The organism is Methylobacterium sp. GXF4, assembly GCF_000272495.1.
Taxonomy (GTDB): domain Bacteria; phylum Pseudomonadota; class Alphaproteobacteria; order Rhizobiales; family Beijerinckiaceae; genus Methylobacterium; species Methylobacterium brachiatum.
The window spans coordinates 22,821-42,327 of sequence record NZ_AKFK01000051.1 but is presented as its reverse complement, the minus strand read 5'-3'; the positions used below and the strand labels follow the sequence as shown (position 1 = coordinate 42,327).

17 protein-coding genes are annotated in these 19,507 nt (G+C 69.4%); 3 read left to right on the top strand and 14 right to left on the bottom strand.

The features are described from left to right. Positions 1-32: 32 nt before the first annotated feature. The 9 genes from lpxB to WYO_RS08125 form a co-directional block, all read right to left on the bottom strand. A complete protein-coding gene (gene lpxB / locus WYO_RS08165) occupies positions 33-1,205 on the bottom strand; it encodes a lipid-A-disaccharide synthase (RefSeq protein WP_007561102.1) in 1,173 nt (390 codons plus the stop codon). Continuing rightward, positions 1,202-2,071, bottom strand: a complete 870-nt coding sequence (lpxI, locus tag WYO_RS08160) for a UDP-2,3-diacylglucosamine diphosphatase LpxI (RefSeq protein WP_007561099.1) — start codon at positions 2,069-2,071, stop codon at positions 1,202-1,204. Before lpxI ends, lpxB begins: the two co-directional genes overlap by 4 nt. Positions 2,072-2,079: 8 nt before the next feature. Continuing rightward, positions 2,080-2,898 (bottom strand): acyl-ACP--UDP-N-acetylglucosamine O-acyltransferase, encoded by an 819-nt coding sequence (lpxA, locus tag WYO_RS08155; RefSeq protein WP_007561097.1) that lies wholly within the window; start codon positions 2,896-2,898, stop codon positions 2,080-2,082. Next, positions 2,895-3,371 carry a 3-hydroxyacyl-ACP dehydratase FabZ gene (gene fabZ / locus WYO_RS08150; protein WP_007561095.1) on the bottom strand — a complete coding sequence of 159 codons (477 nt, stop codon included), beginning with the start codon at positions 3,369-3,371 and terminating at the stop codon, positions 2,895-2,897. Before fabZ ends, lpxA begins: the two co-directional genes overlap by 4 nt. A 134-nt stretch (positions 3,372-3,505) precedes the next feature. Continuing rightward, positions 3,506-4,576, bottom strand: a complete 1,071-nt coding sequence (gene lpxD / locus WYO_RS08145) for a UDP-3-O-(3-hydroxymyristoyl)glucosamine N-acyltransferase (RefSeq protein ID WP_007561093.1) — start codon at positions 4,574-4,576, stop codon at positions 3,506-3,508. A 50-nt stretch (positions 4,577-4,626) separates the two neighbouring features. Beyond that, positions 4,627-7,197, bottom strand: a complete 2,571-nt coding sequence (gene bamA / locus WYO_RS08140; RefSeq protein ID WP_007561090.1) for an outer membrane protein assembly factor BamA — start codon at positions 7,195-7,197, stop codon at positions 4,627-4,629. 402 nt (positions 7,198-7,599) lie between these two features. Continuing rightward, positions 7,600-8,754, bottom strand: a complete 1,155-nt coding sequence (locus tag WYO_RS08135) for an RIP metalloprotease (protein WP_007561088.1) — start codon at positions 8,752-8,754, stop codon at positions 7,600-7,602. A gap of 181 nt (positions 8,755-8,935) precedes the next feature. Then, positions 8,936-10,519 carry a DHA2 family efflux MFS transporter permease subunit gene (locus tag WYO_RS08130; protein WP_039902526.1) on the bottom strand — a complete coding sequence of 528 codons (1,584 nt, stop codon included), beginning with the start codon at positions 10,517-10,519 and terminating at the stop codon, positions 8,936-8,938. An 8-nt stretch (positions 10,520-10,527) separates the two neighbouring features. After that, positions 10,528-11,772 (bottom strand): HlyD family secretion protein, encoded by a 1,245-nt coding sequence (locus tag WYO_RS08125; RefSeq protein WP_007561084.1) that lies wholly within the window; start codon positions 11,770-11,772, stop codon positions 10,528-10,530. A 139-nt stretch (positions 11,773-11,911) separates the two neighbouring features. Between WYO_RS08125 and WYO_RS08120 the strand changes: the two genes are divergently transcribed. After that, positions 11,912-12,556 carry a TetR/AcrR family transcriptional regulator gene (locus WYO_RS08120; protein WP_007561083.1) on the top strand — a complete coding sequence of 215 codons (645 nt, stop codon included), beginning with the start codon at positions 11,912-11,914 and terminating at the stop codon, positions 12,554-12,556. An 85-nt stretch (positions 12,557-12,641) separates the two neighbouring features. On the opposite strand, the gene WYO_RS29775 is transcribed toward WYO_RS08120, so the two are convergent. From WYO_RS29775 to pyrH, 5 genes are all read right to left on the bottom strand, one after another. Then, on the bottom strand, positions 12,642-13,499 hold the full coding sequence (locus tag WYO_RS29775) for a dienelactone hydrolase (protein ID WP_007561081.1): 858 nt from the start codon (positions 13,497-13,499) through the stop codon (positions 12,642-12,644). 497 nt (positions 13,500-13,996) lie between these two features. Next, positions 13,997-15,175, bottom strand: coding sequence for a 1-deoxy-D-xylulose-5-phosphate reductoisomerase (dxr, locus tag WYO_RS08115; protein WP_007561079.1), 1,179 nt, complete (start codon positions 15,173-15,175; stop codon positions 13,997-13,999). A 19-nt stretch (positions 15,176-15,194) separates the two neighbouring features. Further along, on the bottom strand, positions 15,195-16,052 hold the full coding sequence (locus WYO_RS08110) for a phosphatidate cytidylyltransferase (protein ID WP_007561076.1): 858 nt from the start codon (positions 16,050-16,052) through the stop codon (positions 15,195-15,197). A gap of 19 nt (positions 16,053-16,071) precedes the next feature. Next, on the bottom strand, positions 16,072-16,635 hold the full coding sequence (gene frr / locus WYO_RS08105) for a ribosome recycling factor (RefSeq protein WP_007561074.1): 564 nt from the start codon (positions 16,633-16,635) through the stop codon (positions 16,072-16,074). 168 nt (positions 16,636-16,803) lie between these two features. After that, on the bottom strand, positions 16,804-17,526 hold the full coding sequence (gene pyrH, locus WYO_RS08100; protein ID WP_007561072.1) for a UMP kinase: 723 nt from the start codon (positions 17,524-17,526) through the stop codon (positions 16,804-16,806). 188 nt (positions 17,527-17,714) lie between these two features. On the opposite strand from pyrH, the gene WYO_RS08095 reads away from it, so the two are divergent. Beyond that, positions 17,715-18,617: a diacylglycerol kinase family protein gene (locus tag WYO_RS08095; RefSeq protein ID WP_039902570.1), complete on the top strand. Its 903-nt coding sequence runs from the start codon at positions 17,715-17,717 to the stop codon at positions 18,615-18,617. Further along, complete coding sequence (locus WYO_RS08090; protein ID WP_007561068.1) at positions 18,614-19,429, top strand: metallophosphoesterase; 816 nt, start codon at positions 18,614-18,616, stop codon at positions 19,427-19,429. The genes WYO_RS08095 and WYO_RS08090 overlap by 4 nt, the downstream gene beginning before the upstream one ends. Positions 19,430-19,507 lie beyond the last annotated feature (78 nt).

Here is a 19,507-nt window from a genome sequence, read left to right as displayed (position 1 = left end):
CGTCTTCGTCCGTCGGACGTGTCACCGATCCGTCAGGCGGCCCCGCTCAACCGCCCGGCGGCCGCGTCCAGAACGATCCGCGCCGCGGCCCGGCTCGGGGTGTCGTCGCCGGCGAGACGCATCAGGCCGTCGATCCGGGCGAGCGCGTCGCTCTGCGCGTCCCGCTCCGCACCGCCGACCAGCAGGGGCAGCAGCGCCCGGGTCAGATGCTCGGCGGTGCAGTCCGCCTGGACGAATTCCGGCATGGCGTTCTCGGCCAGGATCAGGTTCGGCAGCACGATGCTGGGGACCTGGATCAGGCGCCGGGCGATGAATCCCTCCGCGCGCGAGACCTTGTAGGCCACCACCATCGGGACGCCGGCCAGCGCCAGCTCCAGCGTGACGGTGCCGGAGGCCGCCAGGGCCGCCCGGGCGCCCCGGAAGGCGGCGTATTTCCGGTCCTCGCCGGTGAGCACACGCACCGGGACGGGCCAATCCCGGGCCAGCCGCTCGATCAGCGCCCGGTGGCGGGTCACGGCGGGCAGCACCGCCTCGACCTCGAGGATGCGGGAGACCTGCTCCAGCACCTGCCCGAAGACCGGCATCAGCCGGTCGATCTCGGCGCGGCGCGAGCCCGGCAGGATCACGAGGCTGTAGGGCACCGCCTCCCGTCGCCGGCTCTCCGTCGCGGAGGGACGCAAATCCGAGAAGCGCTCGATGAGCGGGTGGCCGACATAGGTACAGCACGGGCCGCCGAGCCGCAGATGCGCGTCCGGCTCGAACGGCAGCAGCGCCATCACGTGGTCGATGAAGCCGCGCATGCCCTTGGCCCGCCACGGCCGCCAGGCCCAGACGCTCGGCGACACGTAATCGACGATCGGGATGCCGGGCGCTGCCTTCCGGACCCGCTGGGCCACGGCATGAGTGAAGCCCGGGCTATCGATGATCACCAGCACGTCGGGCCGGGCGCGCACCACCGCGGTCGCGGTCTCGCGGATCCGGCGCAGCAGGGTCCGGGCGCGGGCGAGCACCGGCAGGTAGCCCATGACGGCGACGTCATCGAGGGGGAACAGGGAGGTGAACCCCTCCTCGGCCATGGCCTCGCCGCCGACCCCGCCGAATACGGTCCCGGGCGCGGCCGCCCGCAGCGCCCGCATCAGCTTGGCCCCGAGCTGGTCGCCGGAATCCTCGCCGGCCACCAGCCAGACGGTCTTCGGCCCGCTCATGGTCCGGCCCCGGGCCGGTAGCCGACGAGAAACAGCCCGAGGCGGTCGGCCTCCTCGGCGGTGGCCACGCGGTCGATCACCAGGGTGCCGCCGGCCTCGAGCGCCAGGCCGACGCAGCCGGCCGCGGCGGCGTTGCGCACGGTGCGGGGGCCGATCGCCGGCAGGTCGATGCGCAGGTCCTGGCCGAGCTTCGGCGCCTTCACCAGCACGGTCGCGGGCAGCGCCCGGCCCCGCCCGAACGGTTTGCGCCCGAGCGCCCGGGCGCGGGCGAGCATGCGGTCGGTCCCCTCCGGCCCCTCGACGGCGATCACGCGCTCGCCCGAGACCGCCACCGCCTGCCCGAGATCGTAGGGCGAGAGCGCGTTGAGCACCCCGCGGCCGGTGCGGATCGACGCGTCGGACTCCGTGTCGGGTCCGAGGCGGCCGAGCCGGCCCTCGGGGCAGAGCAGATCCGGCGCGGCCTCGTGGACGCCGAGTACCCGGTGGCCCTCCTCCTCGACCAGGGCCAGGGCGGCGCGCAGCAGGCGGTCATCGCCGCCCCCGGCGATCGCCCGCAGGGTCTCGCGGTTCCGGAGCGCCGCGCCGGCATTGAGCAGCGCGGCCGGGCTCGGCCGCGAGACCCCGCCCGCCGGCACCATCACGGCCGGTCCCCAGCGGCGCAGCAGCTTGAGGATCGCGGCGAGGTCGAGGAGGTCGACGGTGGCGTCGGCCCGGGCGCGCAGGGACCGGTCGGTGAAGCCGCGCAGGGCGATCAGCCGGAACGGCCGGTGCGTCCGGTTCAGGGACTCGGCCACCAGCTCGGGCAGCCGGCCGGCGCCGGCGATCAGGACGAGCGTGCCCTCGGGCAGCGGAGCGGCCTCGGCCATGGGGAGGCTCAGGCCGCCCCGATCGGAACCGGAAGCTCGCGCGGGGTGCAGATCGAGCGCTTGCCGCCAGCGCGAATGAAGGCGAGGATCTCGGACACCGCGGCGTGGGATTCGAAGGTCGCGGCCACGTCCTCGACCCGCTCCATGAGCGTGCCCTCGGGGGCGAACAGCAGCCGGTAGGCCCGCCGGAGTGCGTGGATGTCCTCCCGGGCGAAGCCCCGGCGCTGCAGGCCGATGATGTTGAGGCCCGACAGGTAGGCGCGGTTGCCGAGCACCATGCCGTACGGGATGCAGTCATTCTCCAGGCCCGAGAGGCCGCCCACGAAGGCGTGCGCGCCGACCCGGGCGAACTGGATTACGGCGGCGCCGCCGCCCAGGATCGCGTAATCGCCGACGCTGCAATGGCCGGCCAGCATCACGTTGTTGGAGAAGATAACGTGGTCGCCGACCCGGCAATCGTGGCCGACATGGGAATTGGCCAGGAAGGTGCAGTGATCGCCGACCGCGGTCTCGAGGCCACCCCCGCTGGTGCCGGGGTTCATGGTCACGCCCTCGCGGATCAAGCAGTCGGATCCGATTGTCAGCGTCGAGGGCTCGCCCCGGTATTTCAGATCCTGCGGCTGATGGCCGATGGAGGCGAACGGGAAGATCCGGGTGCGGGGACCGATCGTGGTGCGGCCGGCCAGCACCACGTGGCTGAGCAGCTCGCAGCCCTCGCCCAGCACGACCTCGGGGCCGACATGGCAGAACGGGCCGATCCGGGTCCCGTCGCCGACCACGGCGCCGGATTCGATCACGGCGCTCGAGTGGATGAGGGGCTCGCTCACTCCGTCACCAGCATGGCGCTGATCTCGGCCTCCGCCACCAGCACACCGTCGACCCGGGCCTCGCCGCGGTACCACCACATCGTCCGGCGCCGGTTCATCTTCCTCATGTGGAAGCGCACCTGATCACCCGGCGTGACCGGCTTGCGGAACTTGCACTTGTCGATGGTCATGAAGAACACCTGCTTGGTCTGCAGCTCTTCAGTGCGGATGTGACGGCAGCAGATCGCGCCAGCGGTCTGGGCCATGCCCTCGATCAGCAGCACCCCGGGGAAGACCGGCAGGCCGGGGAAATGCCCCATGAATTGCGGCTCGTTGGCGGTGACGTTCTTGATGCCGACGCAGGATTCGTCGCGGTCGATCTCGACGATGCGGTCGATCATCAGGAACGGGTAGCGGTGCGGCAGCAACTCCAGCAGCGTCTGGATGTCGGCTGTGCCCAGCTCCTCGTTGGTGTCGCGCGCCGCCTCGCTCATCGAATCCCGTACCTCGCGTCACCGCCACCGGGCGGACCGATATCCGCCCTCCATGACGGGCGGACGCCCTCTTCGGAAGAAATCGGCGGAAGCGCAAGGGTTTCCCGGCGGCGCGGCCGATATCGCGACCGGGATCACTCGGCCTCGGGGGTCGGATCCTTCTCGGGATCCTTGCCCGAGCGCTCGGCCAGGCGCGCCAGCGTCGTCAGCTCGCGGAACCAGGCCCGCACCGGCTTGGCCGGCGTACCGCCCCAGCGGCTGCCCGGCGGGACATCGCGGTTGACGTTGGACGAGCCGGCGATCTGGGCGCCGCGGCCGATGCGCAGATGGCCGACGACGCCGACCTGGCCGCCGAGCACCACGTAATCCTCCAGCGTGGTCGAGCCCGAGATGCCGACCCCGGAGACGATCACGCAATGGCGCCCGATCACGACGTTGTGGGCGATCTGGACCAGGTTATCGATCTTGGTGCCCTCGCCGATCACCGTATCGCGCGAGGCGCCCCGGTCGATCGTCGTGTTGGCGCCGATCTCGACATCGTCCTGGACGATCACCCGGCCGATCTGCGGCACCTTGAGATGGCTCGCGCCCATGGCGAAGCCGAACCCGTCCTGGCCGAGCCGGGCGCCGGGATGCAGGATCACCCGGTTTCCGAGCAGGGCGTGGCTCAAGGTCGTGCCGGCCCCGATGGAGCAGTCGCGCCCGATCCGCACCCCCGGGCCGATCACCGCGTTCGGGCCGATGACGCTGCCGGACCCGATCTCGACGCCGGGGCCGATCACGGCGCCCGGATCGACCGTGACGCCCTCTTCCAGGCGCGCATCCGGGTGGACATGGGCGCCCGGAGCGATGCTGCGCCCGCCGAATTGCGAGCCGGGACGCATGGCATCCGGGTGGAGGCGGCCGAGCAGGGCGGCGTAGGCCCGGTACGGGTCGCGGCTGACCATCGCGACGGTGCCGGCCGGACAGCGCGCCGCGAAGCGCGGGCTCACCAGGCAGGCCCCGGCCCGGGTCTCGGTCAGCGCCGAGCCGTAGCGGGCATTGTCCATGTAGGCGAGGTGGTGCGGCCCGGCGCTCTCGAGCGGGGCGGCTCCGGTGAGCCGGTATTCCGGGTCCGCGCCCTCGGGCAGGACCGCACCGGCGGCGGCCGCGATGTCGGCGAGAGTGAGCGAGCCGGTCGCGGCGAAGAAAGCGGGATCTGACATGCGTGACAACGCGCCGGCCGGAGAAATCCGACCGGCGCGCGTGGATTTTATCAGAACCGCGAGCCGCCCGAGAAGCGGAACGCCTGGGTCTGATCCTTGCCGATATGGCCGACCTTGCCGAGCAGCGGCACGTAGACCGACTGACCCTCGTCCTTCGTCAGGGCGTAGGCGTAGTCGAAGCGGATCGGGCCGAGCGGCGAGTTCCACAGGATGGAGGCGCCGATCGAGGAGCGGATCGCGGCGGTGTCGCGGACGTTCACGCATTCCGGCTCGACGCCGATGTTGAACGCGGAGAAGTTGCACTTCCCGGTCTGGGGCGAGATGCCGTTGATGAAGCCGTCGCCGTTCACGTTGAAGTTGCGCCGACCGTTATAGCCGAACAGCGTACCGGCATCGGCGAAGACCGCACCCTTCAGGCCCAGATCCCGCGGAATGAGCGGCAGCGGGAACTGCACCTCGAGGGTACCGCCGATATAGGTGGAGCCACCGATGGCGTTGGAGCGGGCGTCGGCGATGCCGACGTCGCGCGGGCCGATGCCGTTGGGCGCGAAGCCGCGGACCAGCGACGGGCCGAGGAAGAACTCGTCGGTGACGCGCAGCGGCTTGCCGTCGATGGCGTTGATGTGGCCGCCCTGGAAGCGGACGAAGCCGATCACGTCCTCGAACAGCTCCTTGTAGTAGCGCGCATCCGCGGTGACGCGGAAGAACTTCGAGTCGCCGCCGAGACCCGCGACGTCGGGCTTCAACTCGGCGTAGAGACCGTTGCGCGGCGCGCCGACCACGTCGAGGGTCGAGTAGGCGAGCGTCAGGCCGGCCAGCGAGGTCAGCGTGTTGCCCTGCGAGCCCTTGATGGCGATCGAGGCTTCGCCGTCATACGCGCAGTTCGGGTAGATCGACTGGCCGCCGATGTTCCGGCCGCTGTTCGGGTCGATCGTGCCGCCGGCGTAGGTCGCGGTGTAGCCCGGGATCGGCGTCGAGCAGTCGTTGTACGGCCGCTTGAGGGTGTTCGGGACCTTCAGCTCGGTGTTGTACAGCGAGTAGCGCAGGGTGATGCCGAACTCCTCGGTGATCGGCAGGCCCAGGCGCAGCTGGCCGCCATACACCGTGGTCTCGTAGCGCGAGTACCGGGTCAGGTCGGAGTACTTGTAGAAGGCGTCGAAACCGGCGGCGAGCCGGTAGCCGAGGAAGTACGGCTCGGTGAACGAGAAGTCGACGCCGCGCGAGTACTGGCCGCCGGTGCCGGCGAGGCGGACATACTGGCCGCGACCGAGGAAGTTGGACTCGGAGACCGAGACCTCGCCGATGATGCCGTCCTGGGTGGAGTAGCCGCCCGCCACCGAGAACGAACCCGTGGGCTGATCCTCAACATCGATGTTGATGACCACGCGGTCGGCCGCGGAGCCGGGCTCGTTAGAGAACCGGACCTTCTTGAAGAAGCCGAGGCCGTTCAGGCGCCGCTCGGCCCGGTCGGTAAGCACGCGGTTGTAGGCGTCGCCTTCCGCGATATCGAGCTCGCGGCGAATGACGTAGTCGCGGGTCCGGGTGTTGCCGCGGATGTTGATGCGCTCGACGTAGACGTGCGGGCCGTCCTCGACCACGAAGCCCAGGGAGACCTGGTGGGAGGCGGGATCACGCTGGCCGGTCGGGCGGACCTGGGCGAACGGGTAGCCGGCGCGGTTGACCTCGCGGGTGACGTTGTTGAGCGTCCGCTCCACGTCGTCGGCGTTGTAGACGTCGCCCACCGCGGCGGTGATCTGGCCGTCGAGCTTGGCGGTGTCGATGCCGGGCAGGCGGGAATCCACCGCCACCGCGCCGACCTTGTACTGCTCGCCCTCGTTCACCGTGATGGTGATGACGTAGCCGGAGCTGTCGCCCTCGACGTAGCGGGCGTCGGCGCTGACCACCTGGAAGTCGGCATAGCCGTTCTTCAGGTAGTAGCGGCGCACCTGGTCGAGGTCGGCGGTGATGCGGTCGGGATCGTAGACGTCGGAGGTCTTGATGAACGACAGGAAGTTCATCTCGGAGGAGCTCATGAGCCCCTTCAGCGTCCGCTCCGAATAGGCGTTGTTGCCGACGAAGTTGATCGAGATGATGCCGGTCTTGTCGCCCTCGTCCACCTGGTAGATCACGTCGACGCGGCCGTTGGGCAGGTCGACGGTCCGGTAGGTAACCTTGGCGGTGCCGCGGCCGAAACGCTTGTAGACGTCGCGGATGCGGGCGAGGTCGGCGTTGACGATGGCCTCACTGTAGGGGCCGCGGGCCTTCGCCTCGACGATGCCCTCGAGCGTGGCCTTCTCGACCTTCTTGTTGCCCTCGAACACGACCCGGTTGATCAGGTTGTTCTCGCGGACGGTGACCACCGTGCGGCCGCCGGACTGGGCGACCTTCACGTCCGAGAACATGCCGCTGGCGAGCAGGTTGCGCCGGGCCTCCTCGGCGGAGCCGGACGCGGTCCCGGTCACGTAGGACCGGATGGTGTCGGCATCGACGCGCTGGTTGCCCTGGACGACGATCTGCTGCGCCTGCGCGGCACCGCTCAGGACGAGGCCCGCACCGGCAGCGACTAGGACGATGGTCTTCCGCACCGACTTACGTCGGGGCTTCCCCGTCAACGACATCATGCAATCGCCCGTTTCTGTTCTGGTCGCGGGGGTTAGCCCGTCACAGGCGGCCGTTGACCGGTCGTCCTGTCACCCTGGTCCAAGCGTGGCTTCAGGTCCAAGCGTAGCTCTTAGCGGGATTCCCCTGCCAAGCAAACGCGCGGGAGGCCATCGTCAGGGGATTTTGGGGGGTCGTGGCCTTCGCGCCACTTAACGGCGCGGACCCCGCCGGGGCAAAGCGCCGATCATGGTAAATGGCCCGTAAATCTTTGCGGCCACTTCTGTTTTCGCGTCGGCGAATCTGAGCTTTAACGCTGTTTTAAGCACCCGCCGGGGCGCGTTCGCGGCGCTCTCCGGGCGGGATCGCGGCGGGATTGGGGCGCCGAATCCGGTGGAGATCGGACCCGGCGCCCCCTCCCGGGATCAGGTGTTCCGCCAGGAGGCGCCGAGGTTGAGGATGTCGTTCCAGGCCGCGAACAGCATCAGCATCAGCACGAGGGCGAGGCCGATGCGGAAGCCGATCTCCTGAGCGCGCTCGCTGAGCGGGCGGCCGCGGATCACCTCGAAAGCGTAGAACAGCAGGTGCCCGCCATCGAGGAGCGGCACCGGGAACAGGTTCAGCAGGCCGATCGAGACCGAAAGCAGCGCGATCAGGCCGACGAGACCGCCGACGCCGCCGGTCTTGGCGACCTCGCCGGAGACCCGGGCGATGCCGATCGGGCCCGAGAGCTGGTCGGCGGATTCGCGGCCGGTGGCGAGCTTGCTCAGGTAGGAGAAGGTCCGCTCGACCACGAAGTAGGTCTCGCGCACGCCGAGATCGAGGGAGTCCAGCGCCCCGTACCGGACGAGCCGCGCCTCCGAACCCGCGGGCGAGCGGATGCCGAGCCGGCCGATCCGGTGGCGGCCGAACGGCGTCTTCTCCTCGTAGGTCGCCGGGGTCGCCTGGATGGTGATCGGCTGGTCGCCGCGCTCCACCGTGAAGGTCAGGGGCGTGCCGGCGCTGCCGGTCACCGTGCGGTACATGGCGTTGAAGTCGCCGATCTTCTGGCCGTCGATGGCGGTGATCACGTCGCCCGGCTGGAAGCCGGCCTGGGCGGCGACGCTGCCGGGCTCCACCGAGGAGACCCGGGCGGGCAGCTCGTAGCGGCCGGCGAGCCAGATCGCCCCGGCGAACAGCAGGATCGCGAGCAGGAAGTTCGCCACCGGTCCGGCGGCCACGATCGCGGCGCGCTTGGCCACCGGCTGGGTCGGGAAGCTGGTCGCCCGCTCCTGCGGGCTCATCCGGGCGATCGCTTCGGGATCCGGGATGCTCGCGCCGTTCACGTCGCCGTGGAACTTGACGTAGCCGCCGAGCGGGATGGCGCAGAGCTTCCAGCGGGTGCCGCGGCGGTCGTTGAAGCCGAACAGTTCCGGGCCGAAGCCGAGGGAGAAGGCATGCACGCCGACGCCGCACCAGCGCCCGACCAGGAAGTGGCCCATCTCGTGGACGAAGACCACGACCGTGAGCACGAACAGGAACGGGATCACGGCGCCGAAGAAGCCGCCGGCGGTCCCGCCCATCGCGTTGAGGAAGTCCATGAGCCGATCCCTGGCCGTCTCTGCGCCGGCGTCTCAGGCCGGCCATCGAGCCGGTTTAGCAGATCGGTGTTGTTTATCGCCAACGCAATCCGCCGGGACTGCCGCGGGAGGTCGCGGGGCGCGGGCGCGCACATCGGGGCGAAGGATCCCCGCTATCCTCGCTCCCATGCCCCCGAAGCCGTCAGTGGCCCCCGCCCCCGCCGGCGGCCGCGCGCGGGCGGCGGATCAGCGGCACGGCGCAGGCCATCGCCAGGAACAGCACGGTGAGCGCCATGAACACGTCCTCGAAGGCCATCACCAGCCCCTGGATCCGCACCGTGTTGGACATGGCCTTGAGCGCCATGCTCGGCGCGGCGCTGCCGAAGGACTCGAAGCCGCGCTGCATGGAATCGAGCCGCTCCAGCGCGGCGTTGTTGGCCCAGGTGAAGCGCTCGTGCAGCCGGGCGAGGTGCAGGTCCCAGCGGGCGTTGAGCACGGTGTTGATCAGGGCCAGGCCGACCGCGCCGCCGAGGTTGCGGGTGAGGTTGTAGAGGCCGGAGGCGTTCTTCATCCGGGCCGGCGGCAGGGTGCCGAGCGCGATGTTGTTGATCGGGATCATGCACAGCATCAGAGAGCAGCCGCGCAGGATCTGCGGCCAGAGCAGCTCCCAGAAATCCCAGTCCTTGGTCAGCCCGGTCACGATCCAGGTGCCGCTGGCGAAGCCGACGAAGCCGATCGCCATCATGATCCGCGGATCGACCTTGCCGGAGAGGCGGCCGGCGATCGGGGCGGTGGCGAACATGCACAGCCCCGAGACGAACATCGTCTCGCCGATCATCAGCGCCGAGTAGCCGCGTACCCGGGCGAGGTAGACCGGGTAGATGTAGGTCAGGCCGTAGAGCCCGATGCCGAGCACGAAGCTCGCCACGCAGCCGCTGGCGAAGTTGCGGTCGGAGAAGGCGCGCAGGTCGACGATCGGCTGCTTGGCCGTGAAGGCCCGCCAGAAGAACAGCAGCCCCGAAACCGCGCAGATGACCGCGCAGGCGAAGACCGCCTCGTCCTGCATCCAGTCGTGGTTCGGTCCCTCCTCGAGGACGTATTCGAGGCAGCCGAGGAAGCCCGCCATGAAGGCGAGGCCGGACCAGTCGAAGGACTTCAGCAAGGCGTGGTTCGGCTTGTCGAAATCGACCAGGAGCCAGGTCGAGATCGTCACCCCGATGCCCGGCACGACGTTGATCAGGAACAGCCAGTGCCAGGACATCAGGTCGGTGAGGTAGCCGCCGATCGTCGGGCCAATGGTCGGCGCCAGCGTCGCGACGAGGCCGATCACCGGCGACACGATGGTGCGCTTCGACGGCGGGAAGATCGTGAAGGCCGCGGCGAACACGGTCGGGATCATGCCGCCGCCGATGAAGCCTTGCGCGGCCCGCCAGACGATCATCTCGGAGATCGACGAGGAAGTCGCGCACATCACGCTCATCAGCGTGAAGCCCCCCGCCGAGAGCGCGAACATCCAGCGGGTCGAGAGCACCCGCGACAGGGTGCCCGAGAGCGGGATCGAGATCACCTCGGCGATCAGGTAGCTGGTCTGGACCCAGGGGATCTCGTCCCCGGAAGCCGAGAGGCCGGCCTGGATCTCGTTCAGCGAGGCAGAGACGATCTGGATGTCCAGGATCGCCATGAACATCCCGAACACCATGCAGAAGAACGCCACCATGCGGCGGCGGTCCATGGGGGGCTCTGCGGCGGCCGGGATTGCGGCCGGGAGGGCGGCGCTGGCAGCCACGGCGGGGCTCAGCGACTCGCGGCGTCGAACCGCCGGTTCGCGGCCTGGTCGAGGACCGAGCGGTCGGTGCCACCGCGGGTATCGACCCGAACCTCGGCCGAGAGGCCGGGCCGCAGCAGCCCCTCGCGGGCGACGTCCTCGGGCACGCGCACGCGCACCGGCAGGCGCTGGACGATCTTGGTGAAGTTGCCGGTGGCGTTATCCGGGGGCAGCAGGCTGAACACCGAGCCGGAGGCCGGCGAGAACGACTCGACCACCCCATGGATCTCGCGGTCCGGATAGGCGTCCACCGTCACGATCACCGGCTGGCCCGGGCGCATGCGCTGGACCTGCGTCTCCTTGAAGTTCGCGTCGATGCGCACGCTCTGGAGCGGGACCAGGGCGGCGACCCGGGTTCCGGGCGCCACGTAGGCACCGGCCTCGACCGCCTTGTTGCCGACCACACCGTCGAACGGCGCGCGGATCACCGTGAAGTCGAGGTCGCGCCGGGCGCGATCGACGGCGGTGCGCAGCTCGGCCGAAAGCCGCTCGGCCTCGCGCTTCTGGGCCTGGAGCACGTCGACATTGGCCCGGGCCGCCAGGAGGCCGGCCTCCATGCCCTTGACCGAGGCCTCGGTGCGGTCCCGGTCGGCGCGGGCCTGGTCGATCCGCGACTTGGCGACGTAATCGGCCTGCATCTGGGTTGCGCGGGCGAAATCCGCCTGGGCGCGCACGGCGTCGGCGCGGGTCGCGTCGATCTGCGCGGCGGCCTGGGTGACCTGCGCCTGCGCGGCCTCAACCTGCCGGCCGATCCGCACAATCGTGCTCTCCTGCGTGGCGAGCTTGTCCTGCGCGGCCTGGAGCGCGAGGCGATAATCGCCGTCGTCGAGCTTGGCGATCACGTCGCCCTTCTTCACCGAGACGCCGTTCACCACGGGCACGGATTCGAGATAGCCCGAGACCTTGGCGGCCAGGACCGAGATGTCCGCCTGCACGTAGGCGTCGTCGGTCGAGACGAAGAACCGCCCGACGCTCCACCATTGCCAGCCCTCGTAGGTGCCGCCGCCGAGGGCCGCCGCCAGCACGCCGAGCAGCAGCGCCCGCCGGAGCGGACGCTTGCGGGCGGGGGGCGAGTCCGGCGCGGTCGGCGCCGAAGCCTGCGGCGCCTCGGCGTTGCGCGGGGTGGCGTGACGGGGCGCCGGACCCTCGGCGCGCTCGTCCTCCACGAACGCATTGTCGGCAACCGGCCGGTCGCCATCTTCGCGAAGGGACATCGTCGAGCCTCTGGTCTCATGACCGAACCGTTCGGTCAGCCGACAGGACGCGCCTTGACGCACGTCGAATCTGCCTTCAGGGTAGATTGACCGAACGGTTCGGTCAAGCGAAGCAGCGTCTCCGACGCGGAGCAGGGTGATGGTTCAGGGCGTGGTGCTGGAGCGGGGCTCGGCCTCGACCGAGAGCGACAAGCGGCGGCAGATCCTAGAGGGCGCGCGCCGCGTCTTCCTCGCCTCCGGGTTCGACGGGGCCAGCATGGGCGAGATCGCCCGGGCCGCGGGCGTCTCCAAGGGCACGCTCTACGTCTATTTCGACAGCAAGGAAGCCTTGTTCGAGGCCCTGATCATCCTGGAGAAGTCCAGCCTGGCCGAGACCCTGTTCACCTTCGACCCGGCCGATTCGGACGTCCCGGCCGTGCTGACGCGGTTGGGGATGAGCTTCCTGGCCGAGATGTCCAAGCCGGAGCACATCTCCGTGCATCGCATGGTCATCGGTGTCTGCGAGAAGTTCCCGCATTTCGGCCAGGTCTATTACGAGGCCGGGCCGGCCTGCGGTGTCGCCCGGTTGGCGGCCTATCTCGACGTCCAGGTGGAGAGCGGCCGGCTGCGCATCACCGATACGACCCTCGCGGCCCAGCACTTCCTGCATCTGTGCCTGGCGGGCCTCCTGACCCGCCTCCTGTTCGCGGCCGGCGGCATGGCGGACGAAGCCCGGAAGCGGTTTCAGGTCGCGGAGGCGGTGCGGGTGTTTCTGGCCGGGTACGGGGCGGATGCCTCGACTTAACTTTCCTCCGCTCAAGCGAATGGGCGGAAGACATTTCGATCGAGAGGGCGAAACCGGATTCGTCGGCCCCATTCCCATGTCTTGCCTAGGGACGTTCGCCTACACCAAGTTGCTGTCGAAAGAACGCTAGCACCCGTTGATTAAAATCTCTGTGGAAGGCTACGCGATCGAAACTCGCATCGTCGACACAAATATTTGGCCGAGATTTTTTCAACTCGTCTGGACAGGGCCTTATAAACGCGAAATGTGCTGCTCGTGGCACAATATGAAATTCAGATTTTCCGGGCAAACTCCGAGCGATCGTGGCGACATCTTCAGGAAACACGCCGTCGCCCCCAAACTGGGACCCCCAGAGCTGAACGGGAACCGAGATCAATCTTAGGCTATCGCTCGTCGGGAACATTTTGCTGAGAGGATCAGCTATAACGATAGCCTTGACCCGAGTGTCATGAACCAAGCTGTGAATTGACCAGACGTCCAGGCTTCCATGCGTGCACCTCTCCGCATTGGAACCAGTGCAAGGCGAGAACCAAGCGCAAAAATTCGGCTGGCCACCGCCGAGCACGAGGCCAGTATAGCCCCCCCGCGAGAACCCGAAAAAGCCGATCCGATTCGGGTCAATCCTCGCTGGGCCTGATGCCGGGCCTAGCAAGAAATCGATAAGGCGCCTGACATCCGAGGGACGGCTGATTAAGGCCCAATAATCGCGAAACCTTGCCTCGTTTGTGTAAGCATCGTCAGGGTGATTAATCGCTACGACGATAAAGCCCGCATCCGCAAGAGTTTCTGCGGTGTCGCGGTGGCCGAGGTAAGATCCACCAAACCCGTGCGAAACGACAATAAGCGGCAAATTTTGGCCCGCGATTGAGCAATCACGGACACCTGGAATCACGGAACTCCCGAGTTTGATATCTTTGGCAGCGGTAGCACAAGGCGACCACATGGCCGCTTCCAAAGCTGGACCACCTGGGTCGGATGGAACCGAGAATGTTTGAAAGCCGGCCGCCTCAACAGCCGTCGCCAAAACTAAATATTGCGATGATTGATAATAAACACAAGCGCATCTCGGCCTCATATTTAATAATTTATTGTTGCAATATGGTACCTTGCTGACATCTTTGTTGATTATTGGAAAAATACCGAAGAGTAGAGGATCGAGATTATGTTATCACATGCAGTGTGCAGAGCCTACATTTGAAATGTTTTCACGCTTGCGGCACGCGGCCGTCCTAACGCCCTTGCGTGGTTTCTCGGAGCCGAATGGAACGCGTCCTGTGTTGCGGCTCCGGAACGCAGAGGATGTTGCCCAGCGGATTTGGAAGAAGCCCTTTCTCGCCTGCTACGATGGAGGGCCGCCCACGATGCCACCAAGCTCACAGCCTGGAAGCGCTCGTCATGCTGCGTTACCATCGAAGGCGGCACGCACGAGAGGAAGCTGCCTTATCCCGCCGCGCGCAGCTCCGGCAGAGCCTCGGTGCTCCAGACGCGGACATGGGCGTCGATGGCCAGCGCCTCGTCCACGTCGGCGGGCGCGGTCCGGTACTGCCCGGCGAAGTGCCCGCAGGCGCGCTCGACCAGGTCGCTGATCCCGTAGAAGCCGATCCGGCCGGCGATGAAGGCGGCCACCGCGATCTCGTTCGCGGCATTCATGACGGTGGGCGCCGCCCCCCCGGCGGCGAGCGCCGCCCGGGCGATGCGCAGGCACGGGAAGCGCTCCTCGTCGGCCGCCTCGAAGGTCAGCGCGCCGAGCTTTACCAGGTCCAGGGGCCGACCCCGGGCGATGGTCAGACGGTCGCCGAGGCCGAGGCAGTGCGAGATCGGCACGCGCATGTCGGGGAGCGCCAGCTCGGCGGTGACGGCGCCGTCGAGCCAGTAGACCAGGCCGTGGATCACCGATTGCGGGTGGACGACGACGTCCAGGCGCTCGGGCTCGATGCCGAACAGGTGGTGCGCCTCGATCAGCTCCAGGCCCTTGTTCATCAGGCTGGCCGAATCGATGTTGATCTTCATGCCCATCGACCAGGTCGGATGGGCCGCGGCCTCGGTCGCGGAGGCGGCGGCGATCCGCTCCCGGGTCCAGGTCCGGAACGGGCCGCCCGAGGCGGTGATCATCATGGTGCGAACATCCGCCAGCGGCCGGCCGGCGAGCGCCTGGCTGAGCGCGTCGTGCTCGGAATCCATCGGCAGGATCGTGGCGCCGTAGCGCGCCGCGTCGCGCATGAAGGCGTCGCCGGCGCAGACCAGGCTCTCCTTGTTGGCGAGCGCGACCTTGCGGCCGAGCCGGAGCGCGGCATGGGTGGATTTCAGCCCGGCCGCGCCGCTCACCGCGGCGACGACGATATCGGCGTCGCGGGCGGCGGCCTCCATGACGGCGCCCTCCCCCGCCCCGTTGGGGATGCCGCTGCCCGAGAGCGCCTCGGCGAGGGCCGGGCCGGCACTCGCGTCGGCGAGCGCCGCGAACGAAGCGCCGAGCTCACGCGCGACCTTGGCGAGCGCGACCGCGTCGCGACCGCCGACCACGGCGCCGGTGCGGAACCGGTCCGGATGCTGGGCCAGCAGGTCGGCGGTGGAGCGCCCGATCGAGCCGGTGGCGCCGAAGACGGCGACGGTCTGGGTCACGGGTGAAACTCCCTCATCGTCACGGGATCAGACCGCTTCCACGCAGGGCGAGATAGAGCCCGGCCAACACGGCCACCGCAAAAAATCCGTCGAGCCGGTCCATGACGCCGCCATGGCCCGGGATGATCTTGCCCGAATCCTTCACCCCGTAGCGGCGCTTGAGGCCGGATTCGAGCAAGTCGCCGGCCTGGCTCAGCACGGAGGCCAGGGCGCTTACCCCGGCCACCACCGGCAGCGAGGCGGCGCTCGGCAGGTCCAGCCCGGCGAGGTCGGCGGCCACCGCCACGAGCGACCCGGCTGCCACCGCACCGACAAGGCCGCCGATCGCCCCCGCCCAGGTCTTGTTGGGCGAGACCCGGGGCATCAGCTTCGGCCCGCCGATCTTGCGGCCGGCGAAATAGGCGGCGATGTCAGTGGACCAGACCACGGCGAACATCCAGGCCGGGCCGACGAGGCCGATCCCGGGATCGTCGCGCAGGGCCACCGGCACCGACGCGATGGAAGCCGCTCCGAGCACGCCGGCGAGCGCCCGTACCCGGCCGAAGCCGGTGCGCGCCACCGTGGCGCAGGCCGCGGCCCCGAGGAGCAGGACGGCGAGGCAGGCGAGCGCCGGGGCGCCGCCGCGCTGGCAGAGCAGCAGGGCGCCGAGCGTCGCCGCGCCCAGCGCGATCAGCACCTCGCGCGGCTCGGTCCGGCTCATCACCATCCATTCGGCGAAGCCGATGATGCCGGCGGCGAGCCAGATCCCCGCGAAGGGCCAGCCGCCATAGACCAGGGCCGCGAGGATCGCCGGGGCGAGCACCACGCCCGAGGCGACGCGCAGCCAGAGTTCGCGCCGCCCGGAGGGGCGTGCGGCCGGTGGGGCGGTGGGGGTCACGCGCGTCTCGGCCTTCGCCTCAGACGTGCATGATCTCCTTCTCCTTGGCGGCCAGCACGCCGTCGATCTCGGCGATGAACTGGTCGGTCGCCTTCTGCACGTCGGCAGCCTGGCGTTTCTCGTCGTCCTCCGAGATGGCGCTGTCCTTCAGGAGCTTCTTCAGGTGGTCGAGCCCGTCCCGGCGGACGTGGCGCACGGCGACGCGCGCCTCCTCGGTGTATTTGTGGGCGACCTTGACCATCTCCTTGCGGCGCTGCTCGTTCATCTCGGGGATGCGCAGCCGGATGGTCTGGCCCTCGGTCTGCGGGTTGAGGCCGAGGTCGGATTCGCGGATCGCCTTCTCGACGGCGGTGACCATGCTGCGGTCCCAGACCGAGATCGACAGGAGCCGGGGCTCGGGCACGCTCACGGTGGCGACCTGCGCCATCGGCATCGACGAGCCGTAGGCGTCGACCTGGATCGGGTCGAGCAGCGAGGGCGTGGCGCGCCCGGTCCGCAGGGATCCGAGATCCTTGGAGAGCGACGCGACCGCGCCCTGCATGCGGCGCTTGATGTCGTTGAGGTCGAATTCCGGTGTGGCCATGGTGGTCGTCCCGACACGTCTGACGTTGTCTTCTCGCCCGGTACGGGCAGTCGCGGCCTCAATGGCGGAATTTTCCCGGTGCCGCAAACCTCCGGCGCATCCTCCGGAAAGCGGGTCACCGGCATTCCGAAGGCCGCGATGCGAATCGCGAGGCGCGCGGGTGCCGGATCAGGGCGCCACGAGGGTCGAGGGCGCCTCGCCCGACAGGATCCCGGCGATCGAGCTCGGCGGATGCAGGGAGCCGACGACGATCGAGAGCCGGCTCTCGCGGGCGAGCGCGAAGGCCGCGGTGTCCATCACCTTGAGGTCGCGGGCGATCGCCTCGTCGTGGGTCAGCCGGTCGTAGCGGGTGGCGCTCGGATCCTTCTTGGGATCGGCCGAGTAGACGCCGTCCACCTGCGTGGCCTTGAGCACGGCGTCGCAGCGCAGCTCGGCGGCGCGCAGCACCGCGGCGGTGTCGGTCGTGAAGAACGGGTTGCCGGTGCCGCCGGCGAGCACCACCACCTGACCCTTGTCGAGATGGTGCAGGGCCGGCTGGCGGGCATAGGTCTCGCAGATCGTCGGCATCGACACCGCCGACATGGTCCGGGCCGGCACGCCCGCGGCGTTGAGCGCGGTCTCGATCGCCAGCGAGTTCATCACCGTGGCCATCATGCCCAGGGAATCACCGGTCGCCCGGTCGATCCAGCCGGCCGCCGAGATGCGGGCACCGCGGATCATGTTGCCGCCCCCGACCACGATGGCGATCTCGGCCCCGGCCTCGATGGTCCGGGCGATGTCCTCGGCCAGGGCCGCCAGCGTGGGCGGATGGAGCCAGTAGCCGTCCGGAGCGGCCAGGGCCTCGCCCGACAGCTTGAGGAGGATACGGCGAAACGGCGTCGCTTCCGGCATCTCGATCTCCGGCTCCCCACCGCATCGCGCGAACCCGCGAGGCTTCTACGTCAGCCGCGGGAGCGGCGTCGAGGGGCGCGCGGCGATCCAGGCGGGGATCACGGGGACGATCTGCCACCGACACGCGATCGACGTGCAGCTTTGGCAGAGGAGCGGGGCCCGCCATCGGGATGGACGCCCGGGATTCCATGCGCATCGCACTCGTCATCAACGGCGCCTCCGGGGCGGTGGCGTCGGGCACGACGCCGGAGGCGATCCGGGAGAAGCTGGTCGCGGCCGGGATCGAACCGCTCGGCGAGGCCGACCGGGGGGCGCCCCTGCCGGTGCGGATCGCCGCCGCGGCCTCGGAGCCCGATATCGACGCCCTTGTGGTGGCCGGCGGCGACGGCACCATCGCGTGCGCGGCCGCGGCCCTCGTCGGCAAGACCACGCCGCTGGGGATCCTGCCGCTCGGCACCCTGAACCTTCTGGCCCGGGATCTCGGGGTACCGCTCGATATCGACGGCGCGGTGGCCGCGCTGGTTGCGGGCGGCCGACGCCGGATCGATGTCGGTGAGGTCAATGGCCGCACGTTCCTGATCAACTCGGTGCTCGGCCTGCCCGCCCGGGTGACGCGGCACCGGGAAGCGCATCGCCGCCATCTCGGCCTGCGCAGCCTGCTGCGCTGGGTCGTGGGGGTCCTGCGCCATCTCGGCCGGTATCCGCGCCTCACCGTGACCGGCACGATCGACGGCGCGGTCCGGACCTGGCGGTTCCGGCTGCTGGCCGTCGTGATCGGCGATTACGTCGAGCGCCCGGGCCACATGCTGGTGCGGGCGCCCGTCGATGCCGGGCGGCTCACGCTCTATGTCCTGGCGCATCTCTCACTGGCCCGGACCCTGCGCCTCGCCCTCGGCTTCGCCCTGGGCGATTGGCGGCGGCTGCCGGACGTGGAGCGGGTGCCGGCCACGAACTTGACCATCGCGTCGGAGGCCCGGGCGCTCCGGGTCATGAACGACGGCGAGGTGACCCTGATCCCCGCGCCCCTGCGCTACCGGATCCACCGGCAGGCGCTGACCGTGATCGTGCCGACGACGGGCGGCCATCCGTGAGACGGATCAGCCATATCTCCGACCTGCATTTCGGCCGCACCGACCCGGCGGTCGTGGAAGCGCTGGTTCACGAGCTGAACGCCGACGCCCCGGACCTGATCGTCGCCTCGGGGGATTTCACCATGGCGGCGCGCCCGTCGGAATTCGCCGAGGCCCGCGCCTTCCTCGACCGGCTGGCGCCGCCCTGGATCGGGGTGCCGGGCAACCACGACATCTCGCCGTTCCGCCTGATCCAGCGCTTCCTGTGGCCGTTCACGCGCTACCGGCGCGCCATCGCTGCCGAGACTGAGCCGTGCTTCGAGGATGCGGAGATCGGGATCGTGTGCCTGAACACGGTGCGGCGCTGGGCGCCCGAGCCGGACTGGTCGCACGGCGTGATCCGCCGCAGCCAGATCGTCCGGGCCGAGGCGCGGCTCTCGGCGATGCCGGATCACCTGTTCAAGATCGTCGTGGGTCACCACCCGTTCCTGCCGCCCCCCTGGGACGCGGAAGCCCGGATGGTCGGGCGGGCCGATCGGGCCCTGGCCGCGTTCCGCCGCTGCGGGGTCGGCCTGACCCTGGCGGGCCATCTGCACCGGCACTACGCGCGCTACGCGGACCCCGAGACCCCCGAGGATGCCCTGGTGGATCAGAGCGCGGTCCGCTCGCGCCCGGGGCGGTTGCTCGCCGTCCAGGCCGGCTCGGCGACCTCGACGCGGCTGCGGGGCAACGAGCCGAACGCCTACAACCGGATCACCATCGCGGGCGGTCTAGCGACCGTCACCGTGCGGCTGTGGGACGGGCGCGCCTGGGTCGATGCGGCGCCGGCATGACCGACATAGTCGCGCCGGCGCCGATCTTGTCAGCTCCCGGTGAAGACGCCGACGGAGCCGAGAAGCGTCATGACGAGA

Coding starts and splice junctions, on each gene's coding strand:
- lpxB (WP_007561102.1), bottom strand. CDS start 1,205: ATGAGCGGGCCGAAGACCGTCTGGCTGGTGGCCGGCGAGGATTCCGGC.
- WYO_RS08095 (WP_039902570.1), top strand. CDS start 17,715: ATGCGCATCGCACTCGTCATCAACGGCGCCTCCGGGGCGGTGGCGTCG.
- WYO_RS08120 (WP_007561083.1), top strand. CDS start 11,912: ATGGTTCAGGGCGTGGTGCTGGAGCGGGGCTCGGCCTCGACCGAGAGC.
- bamA (WP_007561090.1), bottom strand. CDS start 7,197: ATGATGTCGTTGACGGGGAAGCCCCGACGTAAGTCGGTGCGGAAGACC.
- WYO_RS08125 (WP_007561084.1), bottom strand. CDS start 11,772: ATGTCCCTTCGCGAAGATGGCGACCGGCCGGTTGCCGACAATGCGTTC.
- fabZ (WP_007561095.1), bottom strand. CDS start 3,371: ATGAGCGAGGCGGCGCGCGACACCAACGAGGAGCTGGGCACAGCCGAC.
- frr (WP_007561074.1), bottom strand. CDS start 16,635: ATGGCCACACCGGAATTCGACCTCAACGACATCAAGCGCCGCATGCAG.
- WYO_RS08135 (WP_007561088.1), bottom strand. CDS start 8,754: ATGGACTTCCTCAACGCGATGGGCGGGACCGCCGGCGGCTTCTTCGGC.
- lpxD (WP_007561093.1), bottom strand. CDS start 4,576: ATGTCAGATCCCGCTTTCTTCGCCGCGACCGGCTCGCTCACTCTCGCC.
- lpxI (WP_007561099.1), bottom strand. CDS start 2,071: ATGGCCGAGGCCGCTCCGCTGCCCGAGGGCACGCTCGTCCTGATCGCC.
- WYO_RS29775 (WP_007561081.1), bottom strand. CDS start 13,499: ATGTGGTCGCCTTGTGCTACCGCTGCCAAAGATATCAAACTCGGGAGT.
- pyrH (WP_007561072.1), bottom strand. CDS start 17,526: ATGCCGGAAGCGACGCCGTTTCGCCGTATCCTCCTCAAGCTGTCGGGC.